This is a genomic window from Clostridium perfringens ATCC 13124 (assembly GCF_000013285.1).
GTDB lineage: Bacteria > Bacillota > Clostridia > Clostridiales > Clostridiaceae > Sarcina > Sarcina perfringens.
In genome coordinates this window covers 1,407,477-1,429,249 of record NC_008261.1, presented here as the reverse complement: position 1 = coordinate 1,429,249, position 21,773 = coordinate 1,407,477, and the positions used below count along the sequence as shown (strand labels likewise).

The following is a 21,773-nucleotide window of genomic DNA, read 5'->3' as shown; positions in this document are numbered from 1 at the left end:
ACTCTATTATATCAGATTCTTTAAAGTTGTAAACAAAAATATTACCACTCTTAAATATAATTATTTCATAAATTATTATATCATAAATAACATAATACTATTATTTAGTATATTTCACTTCTTATAAAATACCCTTATTAAAATTATTGATATTTAACTTTTATCTTTATATATTTTTATATTTAGACATAATGAATAGACTTATAATGTATTTATTATAAAGTTAATATAATAATATTAACTTTACTAAAGGCTCATTTATATTATTTTGTTAGCTTTATATATTATGTTGATTTATTAAATATTTTATATTATAACTAAAAAAATCATATTATAACCTTCATAAAATTAATAGATGCCTTATCTTATATATTCACCTTATTTTTTATGGATTGCTGTACAAATCCCTTCCAAATTCTAAGATTCTCTTTATCCTTTAAAAGTTTATATCTAATATTTTCATCTTGAGAAGAAACACTACATATATTACTTCTAATAATCCAAGCCTTTAATAAAAAGCTTAATTCCTTAGAATAATCCTCAATTTCCTTTGTTAAATAAGAATTATAAATATTAATATTTCTAAGGCTTATGATTTCCTCAATATTTTTGTTATATTCCCTAAGATCATCTTTAATATAATTTTCTTCTTCTCCTAAAAACCATGTCCACAAAATATACTCATATTCCTGTAAGTTACAAATAACCTCTTTATCATCTAAATGTTCTTTTAAGTCCCATAGAGGAATTATAATATTTTCAAATAAATATTTAGATGCAAAGCTATCACACCTAAAACCTAACAGATTATAAAAAAGATTTTGCATAGAAAAACTTTTGTCTTTGTTATTAATTAAATATTCTATTATTTCATGTTTATTACCACATGAATTCTTTAAAGTTTCTATAAAATATACTAATAAGGGAGCCTTTGTATAATGTAAAAACTCTATTTTACCATGACTTTTTATGCTTCCTTCTTCCATAGGAATTATTCTAAATCTGCTTGGCTCTTTTAAAGTCATATATAAATATCTTGTATATAAATTTGCCATTTCCTTTTTAAACTTTATATCTAGGCTTTCTTTTAATCCATCTTCTATGGATTCTAAAGCTAAGTTTTCATAATAAGTAGCTAATCCCTCTGTTAACCAAAGATTTGGAGGAAGATGATAAACTCTTGATTTTAAAAGATCATCCATAAAGGCATGAAAAATTCTATGGGATAATAATTGCCAATCTCTCTTTTTATTCATATCAAAAGTAGCACTTATAATATTTTTCCCACTTCCGCCTAATATATAAGAGTTCTCCTTTTTGCTCTTTCTAAGTAAAACTATATTCAAATCTTTCTTATTTAGAGAATCTATTTTAAATAAATCATAATAATAATCACAAATAGACTTTATATTTCTTACAAGCTCTTCATTACTACTGTCATTTAAAAATGTATTTTCAATACTACTATATAAATGTACTTCTCCATATTCTTTCTTTAAAACAACTTCTTCAAAAAAGCCAAAGGTATATGAAGACTTCATTATTTCATATAGGTCACTCCAAGTACCCCCTACACACTTTGACTTAAAATCATTTTCTTTAAAAGGTATTATACTTTTATAATCCTTTTCACTATAGACTTCACTCTTTATATCTTCTATAAGATTGGTAAAATCTATTTCTAGGATGCAATTTAATTTTAGGTCATCATTCATTGTAAGCATTTCAACTGGTAACATAAGTATTTGTTCACCCATAAAGCTTATTAAATCCTCTTCTATTTCTCCACCTTTTCCATGCTTTCCTAAGTTACCTATTAAAACCTCATATTCTAAAATCAAATCCCTGCTTTTATTATTAATATATATAAAGTTTGAATCGCAATAAAACTCCTCTTTACACTTTATATTGTTTATTTTTGTTTTACCCCTATAAAGCTGAATTTCTCTTAAATTAACATCTTTAATCTTAAGACTTATATTTAGTCCCTCTTCTGTATTTAAACTTTTCCTAACTAAAAATTTAATATCTCCATATTCCATTTATACCCTCCTAATCTAAGTCTCTGTATTTCTAATAACTTCTCCAGATTTATTTATATATAATTTTTCTAAAGGTTCAAAGATTCCTTCTTTTTTCAAAGTATTAGAGTATATATTAACTCCATAATAAATCTCATTATTAATTTCTTTTTCTCCCCATATGTCTACATCTAAATCTTTATTATTTAATTTTGCTTCATAATTTCTTGCAATATTCTCTAACTCCATAATCTCATTGTTGCTTATATTCAAATTTGTTATGAGACCCTCTATTCCACTTAAAGGTTCCCCATTTTCACCCTTTAAAACATTTCCCTTTTTATTTATAAGAATTCTATCTACTACTCCCGTTAAATCATTACCTTTTACACTTTTAGAATATAAGGTTATTTGATAGTATCTTTCCTTTCCTATTTCTTTAAATCCATCTATATTAGCGCCTAAATCTAAGAAAGTAGCCCTTTCCCTATATTTTAAAGCATAATTCTCTATTATCTTTTTTTCTTCATTAGTTAAAGGGGCTTTTTCCCCAGTATAATACAAGTCTTTATAGGATTCTTTGTCTAATGAAATATTGGTAGCATTATTTAAATCAACTTCTTTTTCTAAAAAAGTACTTCCATAAATTAATCCTTCACTTAAGAATAAAGTAGAAACTAAAATACTTACTATTAAAAACTCTTTCATTCTCTACACTCCAATCAACTTTATCTTAAGTATATTATTTACAAAAGTTTTATTTATTAATCACCTTATAATGTAGTTTCATTTAATCCTAATATTATCTAAGGAAAATTCAAAGTTAAATTCAAATTAACTATTTTAGTTTTATTAATTTTAATATTAGCTAACCCTTAATTCAAGTAAAAAAATTATTAATTATGTAGTTCATATCTTATATTTTTAAGTGAAATATATAAATAGTTATATAATAATCTAAAAAAAGTCACCTAAAAGTATTTTTCACTTTTAGATGACTCAAATTTGTTAATTATTTTTCTTATTTTACCTTGTTAAATATAAATATATTAGTTTTATGGTGTTTTCTAAAGCATCATAGTGAGTTCTCTCCATACCATGTGAAGCGTGAACTCCAGGGCCTATAAGGCCACCTTTTATATTATTTCCACCTCGTAAGGCAGCTCCAACATCTGAGCCGTATCTAGGGTATATATCTACTGCATAGCTTAAATTATTATTTTTAGCTAATTCTATAAGATCTGATGTAATTTTATAGTCATAAGGTCCCCCTGAATCCTTAGCACAAATAGAAACATCATACTCTGTGCAACTTAAGTCATCACCAATGCATCCCATATCTACTGCTATAAATTCAGTTATATCCTCTGGTAAATATGATGCTCCATGTCCTACCTCTTCATATACAGATATAAAGATTTTTGTTTTATATTTAGGCTTTATATTTTCTCTTTTTAATAGCTCTAATAATCCTATTAAAGCTGATACACTTCCCTTATCATCTATAAATCTTGATTTTATAAATCCACTTTCAGTTATTGTTGTTTTTGGGTCTATAAAAATAAAATCTCCATTATTTATTCCTAAGGCCTTTACATCCTCTTTATTTAAAACTCTTTCATCAATTCTGATTTCCATATTCTTAGGATCTCTAGGCTTGCTTGATGCATCATCAAATACATGTATTGATGGGCTTGTGCTTAAGAAAGTTCCAGTATACTCTTTACCTTCCCTTGTTCTTATTATGCAGTATTCTGAATCTAAAGTTGGTACTATTGGACCTCCTACTAAATCAAACTTTAAAGTTCCCTTTGGTGTTATAGATCTAACCATAGCCCCTAAAGTATCTACATGAGCAGCTAATCCAATAACCTTTTCATCACTTTCTCCAGGAATGGTTATTACTCCACATCCCTTGTTAGTCAATTCTAGATCATATCCTAGATTATTAACTATTCTTTCTACCTTTTCCATAATCTCAAAACAAAATCCACTTGGACTATGGAAGCTTAAAATTTCTTTTGCTACATCTAAAATAAAATCTTTGTTTATACTTACCATATATTTCGCCCCCTCTATTTATATATTAATTATAACATATAGGCCATATAATGCCATAAATTACTATTTCTATTTTTAAGAATCTTGTTACTTAATCTCTTAAAATATATAATTAATATTGAATATAGATTAGAGGTGTTTTAATGGAAAATAAAGAACTATTAGAAGAATGTACTCTTTGCACTAGAAACTGCAAAGTTAATAGATTTAAATCTCTTGGTGTGTGCAAGGCTAGTGAAAAAGTTAAGGTAGCTAGAGCAGAACTTCATCCTTGGGAAGAACCTCCTATTTCTTTTAAGAATGGATCTGGAACAGTATTTTTTTCTCATTGTAATTTAAAATGTGTTTTTTGCCAAAACCATGAAATAAGTCAAGATTTTAAAGGACTTGAAATATCAATTGAAAGGTTAGCAGAAATCTTTTTAGAACTTCAAGAAAAGGGAGCTGAAAATATAAACTTAGTTACTCCAACACATTATGCAGTTCAAATAATAGAGGCTTTAAAAATAGCAAAAGAAAAAGGCTTAAGTATTCCTATTCTCTATAATACTAATGGATATGATAGTTTAGAAACAATAAAGTTATTAGATGGTTACATAGATGTGTATCTTCCTGATTTTAAATATTTTAAGGATGATTATGCACTTAAATATTCAAAGATAAAAAATTATAAGGACAATTTAATTCCAGTATTAGATGAAATGTTTAGACAGGTAGGTTCTCCAAAATTTTCAGAGGAAGGTAAACTTTTAAAAGGCATGATAATTAGGCATTTAATGCTTCCAGGTCTTTTATTTGATTCAAAGAAAGTTATCGACACTATATTTTCTAAATTTGGAGATGATGTTTATATAAGCATTATGAATCAATATACTCCTATGAATAAGTCTTGTGATTATCCTGAAATAAATAAGCCTTTAAACCCTAAACATTATGAATCTCTTATAGATTATGCAGCATCTTTAGGAGTTAAAAATGCATTTATACAAGAAAGTGGAACTAACTCAAAAGCCTATGTTCCCTCATTTAAATATGAAGGAGTTATGAAAAAATAAACTTTTAAATAGAATTTTTTCTAAAAATAAAATAATTTCATAGGAATAAGTGTTTCCTATGAAATTATTTTATTTAATCTTTCTATGTCTTTTATTATTAGAGATTTATTTCCTCTAATTTCTATTAATCCTTCGTGCTCAAATATAGAGAGTTTTCTACTCATTGTTTCTCTAGTTATACCACAATAATTAGCCATATCTTCTCTATTAATTGGTAAATCAATAAATATTTCCCCATTTTCTATTTTGCCATATTTTCTCTTAAACTCTTTTAACATATATGCTATTCTAACTCTAACATCATTAGTTACTAATTTATGAGCAAATTCTTCAGTATCCTTTAAACGATTAGTTAAGGATTTCAAAACAACTATAGCTATTCTTGGATTTTCTTCTAAGACACTATCAACTTTATCCTTATCTACAGCACAAACTATAACATCATTTAAAGCAATAGCATTAAATAAAATTCCTCCCTCATTATTAAAGAGGCTTGTCTCTCCAAAATAGTCCCCTATAGAGAATATGTGCATTATTTGCTCTTTTCCTCCTTTTGTCAACTTTGATGTCTTTACACTTCCCTTACTTATTATAAATAGCTTCGAAAGCTTTTCACCTTCATAACATATATATTCCCCTTTATTAAAATGAAAACATGTCATTCCAGTAGCTAATTTATTAAATTCTTCCTCTGTTAAATCCTTAAATATAGTAAGCTCCTTGTTGCATAAACAACTTTTATAGCCCTTGCAATCACATTTTTTCATAGCTCTCTCCTAACTTCTTATTTATAATCCTATATCTTTAGTATTAATTATAATATATTTATTCATATTTTTTTACTATTAATTAATTTATTTTAATACTTGTTTATTTCCTAACTTATCCTTATAATATATTTATATTCAAATATTTTAATAGTCAAAATATTTGTTTTTCTAATTTTTTGACAGAAAGGATAGTTTCTATGAATATAAAACCACTTACAATTGGAAATTTAACAGCTAGATTACCTATTATACAAGGAGGAATGGGAATTGGAGTGTCCCTTTCAAATTTAGCTAGTGCTGTAACAAAAGCTGGAGGAATAGGAATTATATCCGGTGCTCAACCTGGATACTTAGAAGAAGACTTTAAGAATAATCCTTTAGAAGCTAATTTAAGAGCTTTAAAAAAACATATAAGAATAGCTAAAGAAAAATCACAAAATGGAATTATAGGCGTTAATTTAATGGTAGCTATGAATAACTACGCAGAGCATGTAAAGGCTGCTATAGACGCTGGAGTTGACTTAATAATTTCAGGAGCTGGCCTTCCCTCTCATCTTCCTAAATTTACGAAAGGTAGCAATGTAAAAATAGCTCCTATAGTTTCTTCCCTTAAAGCTGCCAAAGTAATTTTAAAACTTTGGGATAGGCATCATAAAGTATCTCCAGATATGATTGTAATTGAAGGACCAAAAGCTGGAGGACATTTAGGATTTACTAAAGAATCACTTGAAGATGAAAGTAAAAAGTTTGATTCAACAATACTAGATATAATAAAAGAAACTTCTATTTATGAAGATAAATATGAAAAGAAAATTCCAATAATAGTTGCAGGTGGAGTTTTTGATGGAAAGGATATTGCAAAATATTTAAAACTAGATGCAAGTGGAGTTCAAATGGCAACTCGTTTTGTGGCAACTTATGAATGTGATGCAAATATAAAGTTTAAAGAAGCATATATAAATTGTAATAAAGAAAGTATATCCATAGTAAAAAGTCCTGTTGGAATGCCAGGAAGAGCTATTAGGAACTCCTTTGTTCAATTTACAGAAACAGAAAAATCTAAGGTTTCTCATTGTTATAATTGCCTAATCCCTTGTAATCCTGCTGATACTCCTTATTGCATAAGTCAAGCACTTATAAATGCCGTAAAAGGCGATATAGATAATGGACTTATTTTTTGTGGTGAAAATGCCTCAAAAATAGATAAAATAGTATCTGTAGAGACACTTATGAATGAATTAGAAAAAGATTTATTAGAAGCATAAAATAATCTGTATAAAAGAGTATAAATACTAATTAATAGTTTAACTACTCTTTTATACAGATTTTATTTAATAATTTAATTCTAAAAGACAAAGTCCATGAGCTGGTGCTTTCTCTGAAGCTTTTGCTCTTTCCTTCGCTTCAAGTATATCATTTATATATTTTGGTTCAATTTTTCCAAGTCCTACATCTACTAAAGTTCCTACTATTATTCTAACCATATTTAATAAGAAGCCATTTCCATTTATCTTTATACTTAATATATTATTATTTTCATGAAATTCAATGCTATTTATGGTTCTTAAAGTTGATTTGTTCTTTGATTTTAAACTTGTAAAACTCTTAAAGTCATGAGTGCCTAATAAATATTTTGCTCCTTCTTCCATAGCTTCTAGGTCTAACTTTTCTTCAACATGCCATGCATATTTTCTTAAAAATACATCTTTGAACTTATTGTTATCAATAGTATATTCATAAGTTTTAGACTTAACATTAAATCTAGCATGAAATCTTTCACTTGCTTCTCTTATTTCCTTTACCCTTATATCTTCAGGTAAATATTCATTTATGTATTCAATAATTTGTTCTAGAGTCATAAGAGAATTTGTCTTAAAATTTGCTACATAATTTTTTGCATGTACACCACTATCAGTTCTTCCACAACCAATTAGTTGAATCTCTTCACTAGTCATTTTAGTTAGTACTTTTTCTAATTTATCTTGAACTGTGGAAACATTACTTCCCTTTTGGTTTTGCTTTTGCCATCCCTTGTACTTACTCCCATCATAATCTAAAGTAATTTTTATATTTCTCATTTTAATTTCCTTTCAAAAAAAATTTAAATATATAAATTTAAATTTTTAATTTTAATACTTAATCTAAGTTTTAATGTAACATGTTTAAATTGGAATATCAATTTAAATATCTGACAACAAATTTAATTTTATTCTAAAATTTTCACTCTTTTAATTTTCACCTTTTTATTATAAGATAATTAAATAAAGATTAAGAGGTGATTTTTATGAAAACCATGCAAAAATTATTAAGTAAAACTAGACAAGCTATAAAAGAATATAACCTTATTGAAGATGGTGATAAAATAGCCGTAGGACTTTCTGGTGGAAAGGATAGTCTAACACTTTTACATATATTAAAAAACTATCAAAGATTTTCTCCTGAAAAATTTGAATTAATAGCTATAACTTTAAATCCTGGAGGAGTTGATAACAGTCCATTACATGAGCTTTGTAAAAATATAGATGTTCCTTTTTATGAAATTCAAACAGATATAAAGGAAATAGTTTTTGATATAAAGAAAGAAAAAAATCCATGCTCCTTATGTGCAAATCTCAGAAGGGGTGCATTAAATGATAATGCTGAAAAGCTTGGTTGCAACAAAGTTGCCTTAGGACACCATAAAGATGATGCCTTAGAAACCCTTATGCTCTCCATAAGCTATGAAGGAAGAATAAACTGCTTCTCTCCTAAAAGCTTTATGCATAAAAATAATTTAACTCTTATAAGACCTATGGTGTTTATTGAGGAAAGTCAAATAAGAAAGGCAGTAGCAGAATATAATTTCCCAGTAATAAAAAATCCTTGTCCTGCAGATGGTAAAACTAAAAGAGAAGATATGAAAAATCTTATTAGAAGTTTAGACAAAACTATGCCTGGTTTTAAGAAAAATTTATTTAAATCTTTAACTAATACTGATCAAATGTTTGTATGGGATAAAGAAATAGTAAAGAAAATGTAAAAAGTGTACAAGTTAATACTTGTACACTTTTTTTGTAAATACATAATATAAATTTATATTATTAAAATTACTTATCGAATACTTTTTTCTTCAACATAAGCCCTGTTTTTGTAATAGCTACTCCTCCAAGTGCTGTTTCTCTTAAGGTCTCTGGAAGAGCCTTTCCAACTTGAGCCATAGCACTTACTGTATCATCAAAAGGTATTTTTGATTCTATTCCAGCCATTACAAGATCTGCTGCACATATAGCATTTACGGCACCTGAAGCATTTCTTTTAGCACAAGGAATTTCAACAAGACCTGCAACAGGATCACAAACAAGACCTAATATATTCTTTATTACTATTGCAGCGGCATTTAATGACATTTCTGGTGTCCCTCCCATAAGTTCTACAAGGGCACCAGCTGCCATGGCAGATGCTGAGCCACATTCTGCTTGACATCCACCTTCTGCTCCTGAAAATGTAGCATTTTTCCCAATTATAAGTCCAATAGCTGATGCTGCTAAAAGTCCATATAATAAATCTTCATCTTGAAGATTTAATCTTTCCTTAGCTGTTAACATTACCGCAGGAAGAATTCCACAAGAACCTGCTGTTGGACAAGCAATTATTTTTCCCATAGAAGCATTTACTTCAGATGAAGAAATAGCCATAGCCATAGCTAATATAGCTCCATTACCTGTGAAAGATTTTCCAGATTCTAAATACTTTTGAAGTTTAAAAGCATCTCCTCCTATTAATCCACTAAGTGAATATACTTCTTCTTCTCTTCCTTTTGATGATGATTTTTTCATAACCTCTAAAGTTTTTGAAAGTTTCTCTAAAACTTCTTCTTTAGAAAGATTTTTACTTTTCATTTCACATCTTAAGGCATATTCACTAAGCTTAATCCCTTCTTCTTTACATATAGCTAAAAGTTCTTCTCCAGTTTTTGCAACTCTCATATGTTATTTCTCCTCTTCTTCTAAATTTATAAGTATAACTTTTTTTATTCCATCTATTTCTTCCATTCTCTTTATAACAGATTCATCAATCTTATTATCTATTTCTAAAGTCATAGTAGCGTCCATTCCCTTCTGAGTTCTTGAAACGTTCATAAAAGCAATATTAATTTCATGTTCAAGAAGAAGTTTTGTTACTTTATTTACAGTACCAAATTTATCATCATGACATGTAATAAGTGTTGGATATGCTCCACTAAAATTAGCTTCATTTCCATTTACCTCAACTATTTCTATGCTTCCTCCACCTACTGATGACCCTAATACCTCGCAAACTTTTCCAGATTCACACTCCATAACAAATTTAACTGTATTTGGATGGTAATCTCCTAAATCTCTTTCTATAAATTCAAAGTTTAATCCTTCCTCTTTAGCAATAGCTAATGAACTTCTAAGCCTTTCATCATCTGGCTTCATTCCTAATATACCTGCAAGTAAAGCCTTATCAGTTCCATGACCTTTATATGTTTTAGCAAAAGATCCATGAAGCAAAAATTTAACATCTATAATTTTTTCTCCAGCAACTGCTCTAGCTACCTTTCCTAGTCTAGCTGCTCCCGCTGTATGAGATGATGATGGTCCAACCATTACTGGACCTAATATATCAAAAACACAAAGATTATTCATAACTATCCCTTCCTCTATTTATCCATCATTATTAAACTACTAAAACTTCTTCATCTTCAACATTTAAATTATTTTCAGAATCTTTATTATTTCTAATTTCATCTGCTTTCATTATTTTATAATTTCTAAATATTAAATATCCTATCATACCAGCAATAACATTAAGAACTATTATTATTGCCGCAGTAATTAAAACTTTAATAGCTGGGTTATATGCAAACATTACAGCAAAACCAGCTATTGGCGTAGCAGTTCCTGGTGTATTATTTGTAAGACCCATTAATGCAACAACTATTCCTGATAGAGCTCCCCCTATAAAATTAGTTACATACACTGGTATTGGATTTGCAGAAATTATGTCTGCTTGTGTAAGAGGCTCTATAGCAACTGCAATAGTATCTTTTTTACTTCCAAATTTCATTTTTCCAAAGAATACAAAATTCATAAATGATGAACCAAATACTGCTAATGCTCCAATTGCCATTGGAAGTCCAGTTAATCCTAACATAGCTGTTAAAGCCATTGAGCTTAAAGGTGCAGTTGCAACCACTGTTACTATTCCTCCAAGTATAATTCCCATCATTATAGGACTAGCTGTTGATGTAGCTGTTATAACTCCTCCAATATTTTGTAGAGTTGTTTCTACAAGTGGATTTGAGATTGCTGCTATTCCCCTTACAAGTGGAGCTCCAAGAACAATAATAACTATTAAATCAAGACCAGCTGGTATTTTTTTCTCTAAAAACTTTATAACAAATGAACCAAGATAACCTGCTATAAATCCTGGTAATATTCCAAATCCTGAACATGCAAGACCTGTTAATACTGCATATACAGGAGAAACTCCAAGTGCTAAAGGTACTAAAATTGCAGCTGCAACTCCTCCAAGACTTCCATTAGATGCACCTACTTGTGCTAAAAAAGGTATTTGAAATACATCTCCAAAAAATGCTAAATGAAAGGCTTCAACTAAAAAACTTGCACAGGCAGCATTTGCTAATCCACCCATAGCCTTCATTCCATGTGGTGCCTTATAACTAAATAATGTAAAGCCTCCTAATACTAATAATAATAATAATGTTCCAAATAAGATTTGCATAATAAAATCCCCCTATGTATTTTTTAAATTTAATAATAAAATCATTTTATTAGTAAAATCATTTTACAACAGCATTTCACCCTAGAAAAGGTTTTCATGGTATAATTTACAATTTATTTTACTTATTAAAAATTTGTATAATAAATAACATAAATGTTCAAATTTAAACTTTTAATAGTATAATAAAAAATAAAAAGCTGTATCAATTGATACAGCTTTTCTTCTAAAGGCTATAAATATCTGATAATTCCACTTTGTAAAGTTCTTCTCTATTTTCTCTTTCACAGGATGTTAAGGCTATCTCATCTAAAACTTCACTTTCAATCTTTTTAATTGGAAGTTTTATTATAAACTCTGTTCCTTCTCCTAGTTCACTATTAACTCTCATCTCACCCCCATTAATTTTTACAAGCTCCTTAGCTATAAAAAGTCCTATTCCACTTCCCTCATTAACCTTGGTTAATCTATTATTTATTTTTTTAAATCTATGAAAAAGCAAGTCTATTTTATCCTTTTGTATGCCTATACCCGTGTCTTTAATACTTATATTTGCATACCTTTCATCAAAACTCATATAGACATCTATATTACCATTTTCCCGATTAAATTTTATAGCATTGGATAAAATATTTAATAGTATCCTTTCTAAATGATTCAAATCAAAAGCAATTATTTTTTCTTCCTCTTCTGTATCAAAAGTTATGGAAATTTTATTTTTTTCAGCAAAACCACATATAGACATTGTTATATCCTCAACACAACTTACTATATCATGATTTTTAATATTAACATTAAAAAAGCCTGCTTCTAGCTTAGTACTATCTATTAAATTATTTATTAACTTTAATAATCTAAAAACATTCTGCTTAGCCATTTTAATATAATTAATATAACTCTCTTCATTCCTATCTATATTATTTTTCAACTTTAATTCTAAAAGCTGAAGTGCACTGTATATTAAATTTACAGGTGTCTTAAATTCATGAGATATATTAGCAAAGAACTCCACTCTAAGCTTTTCCATCTCATTACTTTTTTCTATAGTATCTGTAATATCATTTATAACTATGATTCTCCTTATAGATTCTCCATTTTCATTTTTTATGGAGTTTGCTCTAAACAAAACATTTCTAACTTCATTGTCTGCTCTAACAATTCTAGCCTTCTCCATAAAAAAATTCCCAAAATCAATATTACTAAACTTATATCTATCCTCTGGATGAATTCTATCTAATTTCACAATCATACTTTTTTCTTTATATAACTCTTTACAATTTAATCCATATAATTTTTCAAAGGCATGGTTTACATAAATAGTTTTTTCTCCTTCTTTTATAATTACAACATCATCTAAGTAATTAAAAACTTCAAAAAACATTTTATCATTTTTCTTAAGCCTATATTCTATAGCTTTTTTATAGGAAATGTCCCTTGTTAGTCCAATTATACCTTTAACTTCATTGTTTTCATCAAAATATGGGGATTTTACAGTCTCTTCTAAATACCCATCTTCACATTCAAATCCCCATTCTTCACCATAAACTTTCTTTTCTCTTGAATTAATAACCTCTCTATCTGTTTTAATAAATGTTTCTACCTTACTTGGATCATCAAAAAATATATCTTTATCAGTTTTTCCAATTATATATTTTTTCTCAATTCCAACTTTATTTTCAAAAGCCTTATTACAATTTATATATCTTCCATCAATGTCCTTAAAAAATACGTAATCTGTTAAAGAATCTAAAAATAAATCTAACATGTCTTTTTCTTTTTTTAGATTAATTTCTAGTTTATTATATTTCTCCAATAAATATTGACTAAACCAAATAATTACATAATCATTATTAAGAAGCTTTAAACTAAAGTTTTCATTTAAGTCTTTATAATACCCTTCTCCATGAATATTACTTTTACTAAATATAGTTTTAAAATCTATATCACTACCTAGTACTTCACTTAACAATTTGCTATTAAATTCTTTTATGCTAGACTTAAGTACAAATAAATCACTAGAATCTTTATTCTTTAGCTTCCCATAAATATAATCCATAGGACATGACTCTAATATTTCTTCAAAATTAAAATCCTTCATAATAGTATAACTCCCCTTTAAGTTATGAAAATCAATTATTTTCAAGTTAAAACATTCTTTCCCTTATTTTATTTTTATTATATTCATTTTGGAACTTTAAAACAATATATTAAGTTTATTTTAATTATGTAAAAATATGATAAAATAATATATTAAATATATTTTCTACATTAAATTTTATATTAAGTCAAGTTCAAATTATTTCATTTAAAGTTAATTAATAGTATATATATCTTTATTTAATCAATAATTCATTATTTTAATAATTTTTTCTAATTTTACCCCTAAATTACAAAAGAGTATAATTAATATAATACAAGTATTTAATTAATAAAATTTATTTATTAATATTATTAATTGTAAACTTTAACAATATAAAAAACTTAAGAGGAGGTAAAAAAATGAGTAAAAAGAAAAAAATTTCGTTCCCTACAGCCTTTACTGTATTATTTATTGTTTTAATTTTATCAGCTGTTTTAACTTATGTGATTCCAGCAGGATCATATTCAAAGTTGTCTTATAATGAAGCTGAAAATACCTTTATTGTTACAAATCCTCAAGGGGAAAGCACTAAGGAAGCTGCAACCCAAAATACCTTAGATAAACTTGGTATAAAAATAGACTTAAGTAAATTTACTGATGGAAGTATAAATAAGCCAATAGCTATACCAAATACTTATGAAAAGGTTGCTCAAAATCCTCAAGGTATTGCTCAAATAATAGAAGCTCCTATTCAAGGAACTTATGACACTATAGATATAATTATGTTCGTTTTAATAATTGGTGGAGTAATAGGAGTTTTAAATACAACTGGAGCATTTAATGCTGGAATTGCTAGCCTTTCTAAAATAACTAAGGGAAAAGAATATATACTTATAATATTATTATCAATACTTATTTCTCTTGGTGGTACTACTTTTGGATTGGCAGAAGAAACAATTGCTCTTTATCCAATTCTGCTCCCAATCTTCCTAGCTTCTGGCTATGATGCTATAGTTTGTATAGCCACAATATACATGGGTTCATCTATAGGAACAATGTTCTCAACTGTAAACCCATTCTCTTCAGTAATAGCTTCAACAGCTGCTGGAATAAGCTTTAAAGAAGGCCTTGATTTTAGGATGATAGGATTAGTTTTAGCTACACTTATAACAATAATTTATATACTTAGATATGCTAAAAAAGTTAAAAACGATCCTTCTAAATCCCTTGTATATGATCAAAAAGATGAAATAGATTCTAAATTCCTTCATGAATCTAGTAATGATGTGCCAGTATTTACTTGGAGACTTAAACTTATGCTTTTAATCTTCGCTGGTTCATTTATAATTTTAGTTTATGGAGTTTCAGCTAAAGGATGGGGATTTATACAAATGACTGCTCTATTCCTTGTAGTTGGAATAATTTTAGGATTCCTTTCAGGACTTGGAGAAAAGAAATTTGTTAATACCTTTATAGCTGGTGCTGCTGATTTAGTAGGAGTTGCCTTAGTTATAGGTGTTGCAAGATCTATAAACTTAATACTTGAAAATGGTAAAATATCAGATACTTTACTTTATGTATCCTCAAATGGAATTCAAGGTATGGATAAAAATATATTTATAATATTAATGCTTGTTATATTCATAATCTTAGGATTCTTTATTCCATCTTCATCTGGTCTTGCTGTTTTATCAATTCCAATAATGGCACCACTTGCAGATACAGTTGGTTTACCAAGGGATGTTATAGTTAGTGCTTACCAATTTGGTCAAGGATTAATCTCCTTTATAACTCCAACAGGATTAATTTTAGCTACCCTTGCTATGGTTGATGTAACCTATAATAAATGGCTGAAATTTATTATGCCTTTAATGGGAATTATAGCAGCCTTTGCAGCCTTACTATTATTAGTACAGGTACACTTTTAAAACATTTAAAATATTAGTGTATTAAAATCACTTTTTTATAAAACTTACAAACAATATGAAAATTATATAGATAAGCTTTGGAATTTAAATTCTTAGGAAAATCTATTAATTTTCTAAATATGTTTGTAAGTTTTTTTATTATAAGAATACTAAACTATAAAATTATTATAGGAATATTATTTATTCTCCTTTGAAATAATAAGTTTATATTATTTACTAAGGAGGAATTTTTTTGGACTTAACATCAAATTTTGATAAAAATATAAATACTTTATCTAAAGCTTTAAGGGTTGGAAAAAGTTTTGATATAATTGAGCGTTCAATAATAATTGGGGATAAAAAAGCCACAATGTATTATATTGATGGATTTGTAAAAGATGACGTAATGGAATTAATCATGAGTGACTTCTTTTCCTTAAGCAAAACTGAAATGAACTTAATAAAATCACCTAAGGATTTTATGAGAAGACAAATCCCTTATGTAGAAGTAGCTGAAGAAGTATCCATAGATAAAATAGTATCTCAAGTTCTCTGTGGACAGACAGCATTAATTTTAGAAGGATTCTCCAGTGCAATAATGATAGATTTAAGAACCTATCCAGTTAGAGGGCCTCAAGAACCAGAAACTGAAAAAGTATTAAGGGGTTCTAGGGATGGCTTTGTAGAGACCATTGTATTTAATACTGCATTAATTAGAAGAAGAATAAGAGATCCTAGACTTACCTTTGAAATGATGTCTATAGGAAATGTATCAAAAACAGATGTGGTTATATCATTTTTAGACGAGGTAGTTGATAAAAAAACTCTTAATCTAATAAAAAAGAAATTTGAAAACTTAGATATACAAGCATTAACCATGAGCGAACAAAGCCTTGTTGAATCTCTTTCAAATGCCTCATGGTATAATCCATTCCCTAAGGTTAGATATACAGAAAGGCCTGATGTTGCAGCTGCCCATATAACTGAGGGAAAGATAGTTGTTATTATAGATAACTCTCCTTCAGTTATAATTTTACCAACTACTATCTTTGATTTTATACAGGATGTTGATGATTATTATCTTCCTGTAATAACAGGTAATTTTATTCGTTTAATAAGAAATTTTATACTAATTTCTACTATTTTTATAACCCCACTTTATTTGCTTTTAATCCAAAATGCCTATAGAATACCTGATTACTTAAAATTTTTATTACCTGTTGATGGCTATAAAGTTCCATTGATAGTTCAATTTTTACTTCTTGAAGTTGCAGTGGATGGATTAAAACTTGCCTCTTTAAATACGCCAAATGCCCTTGGCATGTCCTTATCTGTTATTGGAGGATTAATACTTGGCCAATTTGCTGTAGATACTGGGTTGTTTTTACCACAAACCATATTATATATGGCTATAGTTACACTAGGAAGCTTTTCTCAACCTAGTTTAGAACTTAGCTATGCCTTAAAGTTTTGGAGAACTCTTTTGCTTATATTAACAAGCCTATTTAATGTAATAGGATTTTTTGTAGGATTAATAATAGGAATAGTTTTAATTGCAAGTAATAAAACTTTAACTGGTGATTCCTACCTGTATCCTCTTATTCCCCTTGACTGGAAAGCACTTAAAGCACTTATCTTTAGAGTAAGATTAGTACCTAAACAAAAAGAAGAATAATCAAAATTTAATTACATTATATTAAATTTCTTAATTTTTCATTTAATAAATAAGAATATTTAATAAAAAAAGAAGGATTTTGTTAAATATTGTAGTAATTAATACTCTATAGGAGTAAGGAGGACAATAAATGAAAAATTTAAGAAAGATTTTAAGTATAATGTTAATACTATTATTTTTAATTCCATCCACAACAGTTCTTTGTCGTGCCGGCGGTGGTGGCGGAGGTGGCGGTGGTGGCGGTGGCGGCGGTGGTGGAGGATCTTCTTCACATAGCTCCCATGGAAGCAGCTCAGACTCCCCTTATGGAAATATGATTGATTTCTTGATATTAGGTTCATTCATAGGAATAAATTTCTTGTTTGTGAAAAACGGAAGTGTATCTAGATATAAAGTTTATTCTAAAAAAAGAGAAGCTATGTCTACTCTAAAAGACTTTGAGATTGAAAATCCAGCATGGAATTTCTATGAAATAGAAACTCAGATTGAAGAATCCTTTCCTATAATTCAAGAGGCTTGGATGAATAGGGATTATTCACCTGTAAAACATTTAATGACAGATAACTTTTTTGATACTCATACTGTAAAAATGAATTGGATGCTTTTAAAGAAGGAAAAGAACATCTTATCTGATGTAGAATTAAAGAAGGTAACCCCTATATTAGCAGTAGAAAATGATGAAAATGGAGAGGATTTTATTTGGGTTTTATTAAAGGCTAAAATGATTGATTACACTATAAATGAAGAAAATAATTGCATAATTGATGGAGACTATTCAACAGCAAATTCTTTTGAAGAATTTTGGAAATTTATAAGAAAAGAGGATAAATGGTTAGCTGATACAATACTTCAAGTAGATGATATTGAATCTCTTGACTACTTTGATAAATTGAAGCCTTAATAAAATTAAACTTCACTAAAATAATTTATAAATAATAATTATAAAAACATTATGAGGATTTCTAAACTGCAAACTAAAAAACCAAGCTAAAGCTTGGTTTTTAATTTTTATAATAATTTTTAATTTTCATCCTTTAATTCATTCATAAATTCTTGAGCTTTTATTTTTAGTGGGCTATCATCCTTAAGCTTTTGTAATCCAATACTTAACCCTTCTTTATCTATTACTAAGCCATCAGTAGGAATATACCATTTTACCCTTCTACAGTGCTGCATAGGCAATTCATCTAGTCCTACTTTGTTAAATACAGGTTCAAATCTATATGGACTTGTTACTTTACCAGCTGCTACAATAGTAAAGCTTCCATCCTTTGAATTTATCTGTTTTAAAATAAGTACATCTCCTACCTTAACTTCTTCAGCAAATCTCTTTATAACTATTCCCTCTTTGCCTAATATATCGTACTCTTCTTTATTGTCAAAATAATCTCCTTTGTCTCCAGGGCCAACAATTGCTACTCCTAAATCAAAGAATATATCTATTAAATTTGTGTTACCTATCTCTGCTGATATTTGCCAATAATTCATAATTATTACCCTCTTTCATTCTATTAGTATAAAAATAAAGTTATCAACAAAGTAATTATTACTTTATAATTTATTATACTCTTTAATTTTATATTTGTTTAGCCTTTAAAAGTCCTCTTAACCCCTTAAATATGAGCACATATATACTATAACTTCTCTTATTCTATTAAGCTCGCTTTCTTTATTATATTTTCTCCATATTGATGTGTAATCATAAAACCAAAGCTCTAAATCCTTAGCTAAGTCTTTTTTATCTATATCTAATAAACTTTTTTTATTAAACTCTCTTTCAAGTAATACCATGAAGAATTTATCTATAAGCTCCCATCCCTTTGAAGACACAATAAAGCTTTGAATAGCTTCTTTATCCTCTGTATTTTTAAGTAATTTAATAAACTCTCTTCTTACCTCTGAAGCAACCTTATATCCTTCAAAAACTTTTAAAGTATCTATATTCTTAATTTCTTCCTTAGTTTCTTCTCTTTCATTAAACTTTTCTTTCCATCTAACAAGTTCTCCCCAACCTGCAACTTGATTTTTAGAAAGCTTATCCATTAAAGAAACCACCTTCATAGATTCATCACCAAATTCCATAAGGGATATAGACTTAAAAATTTCATTAAACTCCTCTTCCTTTGGATTCCATGAAATTCCTGCTCCATAAATCATAGATGGCATTGAATTAGCTAATAGATTTATATTTCCATAGTCTCCCCAGTTTGTATTTAAAACACCTATAGCTCCATATTTCATTCCATGGTTAACCATTCTTCTTATATTACTAAAAGAGCCTTCTATAAGATTCATCATCATATTCCATCCACCTACACCAGGGCAAACATATTGTACTTTATTGTTCTCTGCTATAATTTTTGTGGCTACATCATTAGCCTGTGGATGATAGTTCCAAGTTAAACAAGTTAAATCCTCTGGTATATCACTTAAAAGCTCTGGATATCCAACTATTATATCTCCCCAGAACATAACATTTTTATTGAACCTTTTTACAATGTTGTATACCTTATTTAAAAACTCTGTATATATTTTACCTACTCCTAATTTTTCAGCCTTCTCTCTACTCTTTCCTTTTCCTAAATCAAAGGTTTCATCACAGCAAATATTAAACTTATCTGAACTGAATAAAGGAATAAATTCTAAAAGCATTGATTCAACAAAGTCTAAACTTTTAGGATTAGTAACATCTAAAGTATGATGTGCCATTCTATCTACAAAAGAATATTCTTCATCTCCTATTTCTAATTCACAAAGTTCTCTAAAGGATTTACTTCTTAAAGCTTCATATAGATGACCAAAAGTTGATAATGATGGTACAAGTTCCACATGTCTCTCTTTGCAATACTTGTCTAAAATCAATATTTCCTCCGCTGTTAAAGGATCCTTATCCATCCAAACTTCACTCATTCCCTTAAAAGCAAAGGTATGCTCTATATATAGTTGCAACTGATTTATTTTATAAAAAGCTGCCTTATCAACTAATCTTTTTAATGTATCTAAGGTTGGTACCATTCCCCTTGTTACATCATGATAAAATCCACGATATTTAAAATATGGAGAATCTTCTATTGTTAGATTTGGAATACATGCTCCAAACTCTCTTACAAGCTGTCTAAAGCTCTGACATCCATAGAATAATCCAGCACCAAACCCTTCTATTATTACCTGATTCTCCTTTATTTCTATTTTATATTCCTCTTCATTTTCAAATTTAAATTCTCTTAAAATTATTGAGTTACTATATTTCTTATCCATAAAAAGTTTATTTATGTTAAGTTTAAAATCTAATACTTTTTCTATTTCCTTTTGAATCATAATTGCCAAATTTAAATCTTCAAAGGATAATTCACTACTTAATATAATTTCAGTATCTCTTTCTATAAAAAATTCACCTTCATGATTAATTACACTTTTTGGTCTTGGTATTAAATGCATATCTCTTCCCCCTAATAATCCTTTACTTTCTACAAAAATTTGCTCATAATGGTAATAAACAATTTAAATGTTTACTATTATTATATAAAATTATTTTATTTATTTAAGTAAGTATTTTGCTGTTATTTAACACAATATTGCTTTTTATATAGGAGGAATTATGAGTAATTACATATATGAAAATCACTTTCATAGGGATCCTAATTTCCCAGTAATATTTCATTGTGATATTTTAAATAAAAATAAACCTAGTTTTTTGATGCATTATCATGAAAACATAGAACTTCTCTACTTCTTAGATGGACATGCTAAGGTGGTTTGTGATAATAAAATACTCCAAGCTAAAGCTGATGATATTATAATAATTAATTCAAAGGAGCTGCATTCTATAGAAAAAATATCTGATTACTGTAAATATTACTGTCTTATTATAGATAAAGATTTACTTAATGATAATTTAAATAATTTTGATAATTTTAGATTTAAAAACTTAATTAAGGATTCATTTTTAAAGATGAAAATTGAAGAAATAAATAGGGAATTAAGTAATAAAAATGATTATTTTAAAGAATTTATAAAATCGGATATACTTCAAATTTTAATTCATATTAAGAGAAACCATATTGAGCAAAACTCATCATTAATAAAAATAAAAGATAATAATAAAATACTAATGGTAAAAGAAATAATAAATTATTTAAAAGAAAACTATAAAGAACAAATTTCAATTGATCATATATGTAACCATGTTGCTTTTAGTAAATATTATACCTGTCGTACCTTTAAAGAGGTAACAGGGCAAACTATTCTAGATTATATTAATCATATTAGATGTATTAATGCTAGAAATTTAATCCTCTACAATGGATATACTATATCTGAAAGTGCTTATAAAAGTGGCTTTAATAACTTATCTTATTTTTCAAAAACATATAAAAAGTATATAGGATTACTTCCATCTGAAGAAAAAATTACATAATTTAAGCATTATAAAGTAATCTCAAGATACTCCTATCTATTA

Annotated in this window: 18 protein-coding genes; 7 read left to right on the top strand and 11 right to left on the bottom strand. The window is 27.7% G+C overall.

Going from position 1 to position 21,773, the window contains the following annotated elements:
- Positions 1-365: 365 nt before the first annotated feature.
- The 3 genes from CPF_RS06120 to CPF_RS06110 all read right to left on the bottom strand — a co-directional run bounded on the left by CPF_RS06120 (position 366) and on the right by CPF_RS06110 (position 4,082).
- Entirely contained in the window at positions 366-2,042 is a 1,677-nt protein-coding gene (locus CPF_RS06120; protein WP_011590634.1) for a hypothetical protein, read from the bottom strand.
- A 15-nt stretch (positions 2,043-2,057) separates the two neighbouring features.
- Positions 2,058-2,729, bottom strand: coding sequence for a hypothetical protein (locus CPF_RS06115; protein ID WP_011590633.1), 672 nt, complete (start codon positions 2,727-2,729; stop codon positions 2,058-2,060).
- Positions 2,730-3,047: 318 nt separating this feature from the next.
- A complete protein-coding gene (locus CPF_RS06110; protein WP_003477685.1) occupies positions 3,048-4,082 on the bottom strand; it encodes a M42 family metallopeptidase in 1,035 nt (344 codons plus the stop codon).
- Between the two features lie 143 nt (positions 4,083-4,225).
- Here CPF_RS06110 and CPF_RS06105 point away from each other — a divergent pair, with 143 nt between their 5' ends.
- A complete protein-coding gene (locus CPF_RS06105; RefSeq protein ID WP_003481127.1) occupies positions 4,226-5,137 on the top strand; it encodes a radical SAM protein in 912 nt (303 codons plus the stop codon).
- A gap of 56 nt (positions 5,138-5,193) precedes the next feature.
- On the opposite strand, the gene CPF_RS06100 is transcribed toward CPF_RS06105, so the two are convergent.
- Entirely contained in the window at positions 5,194-5,904 is a 711-nt protein-coding gene (locus tag CPF_RS06100) for a Crp/Fnr family transcriptional regulator (RefSeq protein WP_011590632.1), read from the bottom strand.
- 200 nt (positions 5,905-6,104) lie between these two features.
- On the opposite strand from CPF_RS06100, the gene CPF_RS06095 reads away from it, so the two are divergent.
- Positions 6,105-7,172 carry an NAD(P)H-dependent flavin oxidoreductase gene (locus CPF_RS06095; RefSeq protein WP_011590631.1) on the top strand — a complete coding sequence of 356 codons (1,068 nt, stop codon included), beginning with the start codon at positions 6,105-6,107 and terminating at the stop codon, positions 7,170-7,172.
- A gap of 66 nt (positions 7,173-7,238) precedes the next feature.
- Here CPF_RS06095 and truA read toward each other — a convergent pair whose 3' ends face one another.
- The gene (gene truA, locus CPF_RS06090; RefSeq protein WP_011590630.1) at positions 7,239-7,985 is read right to left on the bottom strand and encodes a tRNA pseudouridine(38-40) synthase TruA; all 747 of its coding nucleotides are present in this window, start codon (positions 7,983-7,985) and stop codon (positions 7,239-7,241) included.
- 215 nt (positions 7,986-8,200) lie between these two features.
- Here truA and CPF_RS06085 point away from each other — a divergent pair, with 215 nt between their 5' ends.
- A complete protein-coding gene (locus tag CPF_RS06085; RefSeq protein WP_041702749.1) occupies positions 8,201-8,926 on the top strand; it encodes a tRNA 2-thiocytidine biosynthesis TtcA family protein in 726 nt (241 codons plus the stop codon).
- Between the two features lie 67 nt (positions 8,927-8,993).
- On the opposite strand, the gene sdaAA is transcribed toward CPF_RS06085, so the two are convergent.
- The 4 genes from sdaAA to CPF_RS06065 form a co-directional block, all read right to left on the bottom strand.
- The gene (gene sdaAA / locus CPF_RS06080; RefSeq protein WP_011590629.1) at positions 8,994-9,872 is read right to left on the bottom strand and encodes an L-serine ammonia-lyase, iron-sulfur-dependent, subunit alpha; all 879 of its coding nucleotides are present in this window, start codon (positions 9,870-9,872) and stop codon (positions 8,994-8,996) included.
- Positions 9,873-9,875: 3 nt separating this feature from the next.
- Positions 9,876-10,556 carry an L-serine ammonia-lyase, iron-sulfur-dependent subunit beta gene (gene sdaAB / locus CPF_RS06075; RefSeq protein ID WP_011590628.1) on the bottom strand — a complete coding sequence of 227 codons (681 nt, stop codon included), beginning with the start codon at positions 10,554-10,556 and terminating at the stop codon, positions 9,876-9,878.
- Between the two features lie 31 nt (positions 10,557-10,587).
- Positions 10,588-11,655: a PTS sugar transporter subunit IIC gene (locus CPF_RS06070; RefSeq protein WP_003460396.1), complete on the bottom strand. Its 1,068-nt coding sequence runs from the start codon at positions 11,653-11,655 to the stop codon at positions 10,588-10,590.
- A gap of 223 nt (positions 11,656-11,878) precedes the next feature.
- On the bottom strand, positions 11,879-13,750 hold the full coding sequence (locus CPF_RS06065; protein ID WP_011590627.1) for a sensor histidine kinase: 1,872 nt from the start codon (positions 13,748-13,750) through the stop codon (positions 11,879-11,881).
- A 401-nt stretch (positions 13,751-14,151) separates the two neighbouring features.
- On the opposite strand from CPF_RS06065, the gene CPF_RS06060 reads away from it, so the two are divergent.
- The 3 genes from CPF_RS06060 to CPF_RS06050 all read left to right on the top strand — a co-directional run bounded on the left by CPF_RS06060 (position 14,152) and on the right by CPF_RS06050 (position 18,215).
- The gene (locus CPF_RS06060) at positions 14,152-15,660 is read left to right on the top strand and encodes a YfcC family protein (protein WP_003448442.1); all 1,509 of its coding nucleotides are present in this window, start codon (positions 14,152-14,154) and stop codon (positions 15,658-15,660) included.
- Between the two features lie 232 nt (positions 15,661-15,892).
- Positions 15,893-17,314: a spore germination protein gene (locus CPF_RS06055; RefSeq protein ID WP_011590626.1), complete on the top strand. Its 1,422-nt coding sequence runs from the start codon at positions 15,893-15,895 to the stop codon at positions 17,312-17,314.
- 130 nt (positions 17,315-17,444) lie between these two features.
- A complete protein-coding gene (locus CPF_RS06050) occupies positions 17,445-18,215 on the top strand; it encodes a Tim44 domain-containing protein (RefSeq protein ID WP_011590625.1) in 771 nt (256 codons plus the stop codon).
- Positions 18,216-18,334: 119 nt separating this feature from the next.
- Here the strand turns inward: CPF_RS06050 and CPF_RS06045 are convergent, their stop codons facing one another.
- Both CPF_RS06045 and CPF_RS06040 read right to left on the bottom strand, forming a co-directional pair.
- On the bottom strand, positions 18,335-18,802 hold the full coding sequence (locus CPF_RS06045; protein ID WP_011590624.1) for a hypothetical protein: 468 nt from the start codon (positions 18,800-18,802) through the stop codon (positions 18,335-18,337).
- A 117-nt stretch (positions 18,803-18,919) separates the two neighbouring features.
- A complete protein-coding gene (locus CPF_RS06040; protein ID WP_011590623.1) occupies positions 18,920-20,752 on the bottom strand; it encodes a beta-N-acetylhexosaminidase in 1,833 nt (610 codons plus the stop codon).
- Between the two features lie 160 nt (positions 20,753-20,912).
- Here CPF_RS06040 and CPF_RS06035 point away from each other — a divergent pair, with 160 nt between their 5' ends.
- A complete protein-coding gene (locus CPF_RS06035; protein WP_011590622.1) occupies positions 20,913-21,731 on the top strand; it encodes an AraC family transcriptional regulator in 819 nt (272 codons plus the stop codon).
- Positions 21,732-21,773 lie beyond the last annotated feature (42 nt).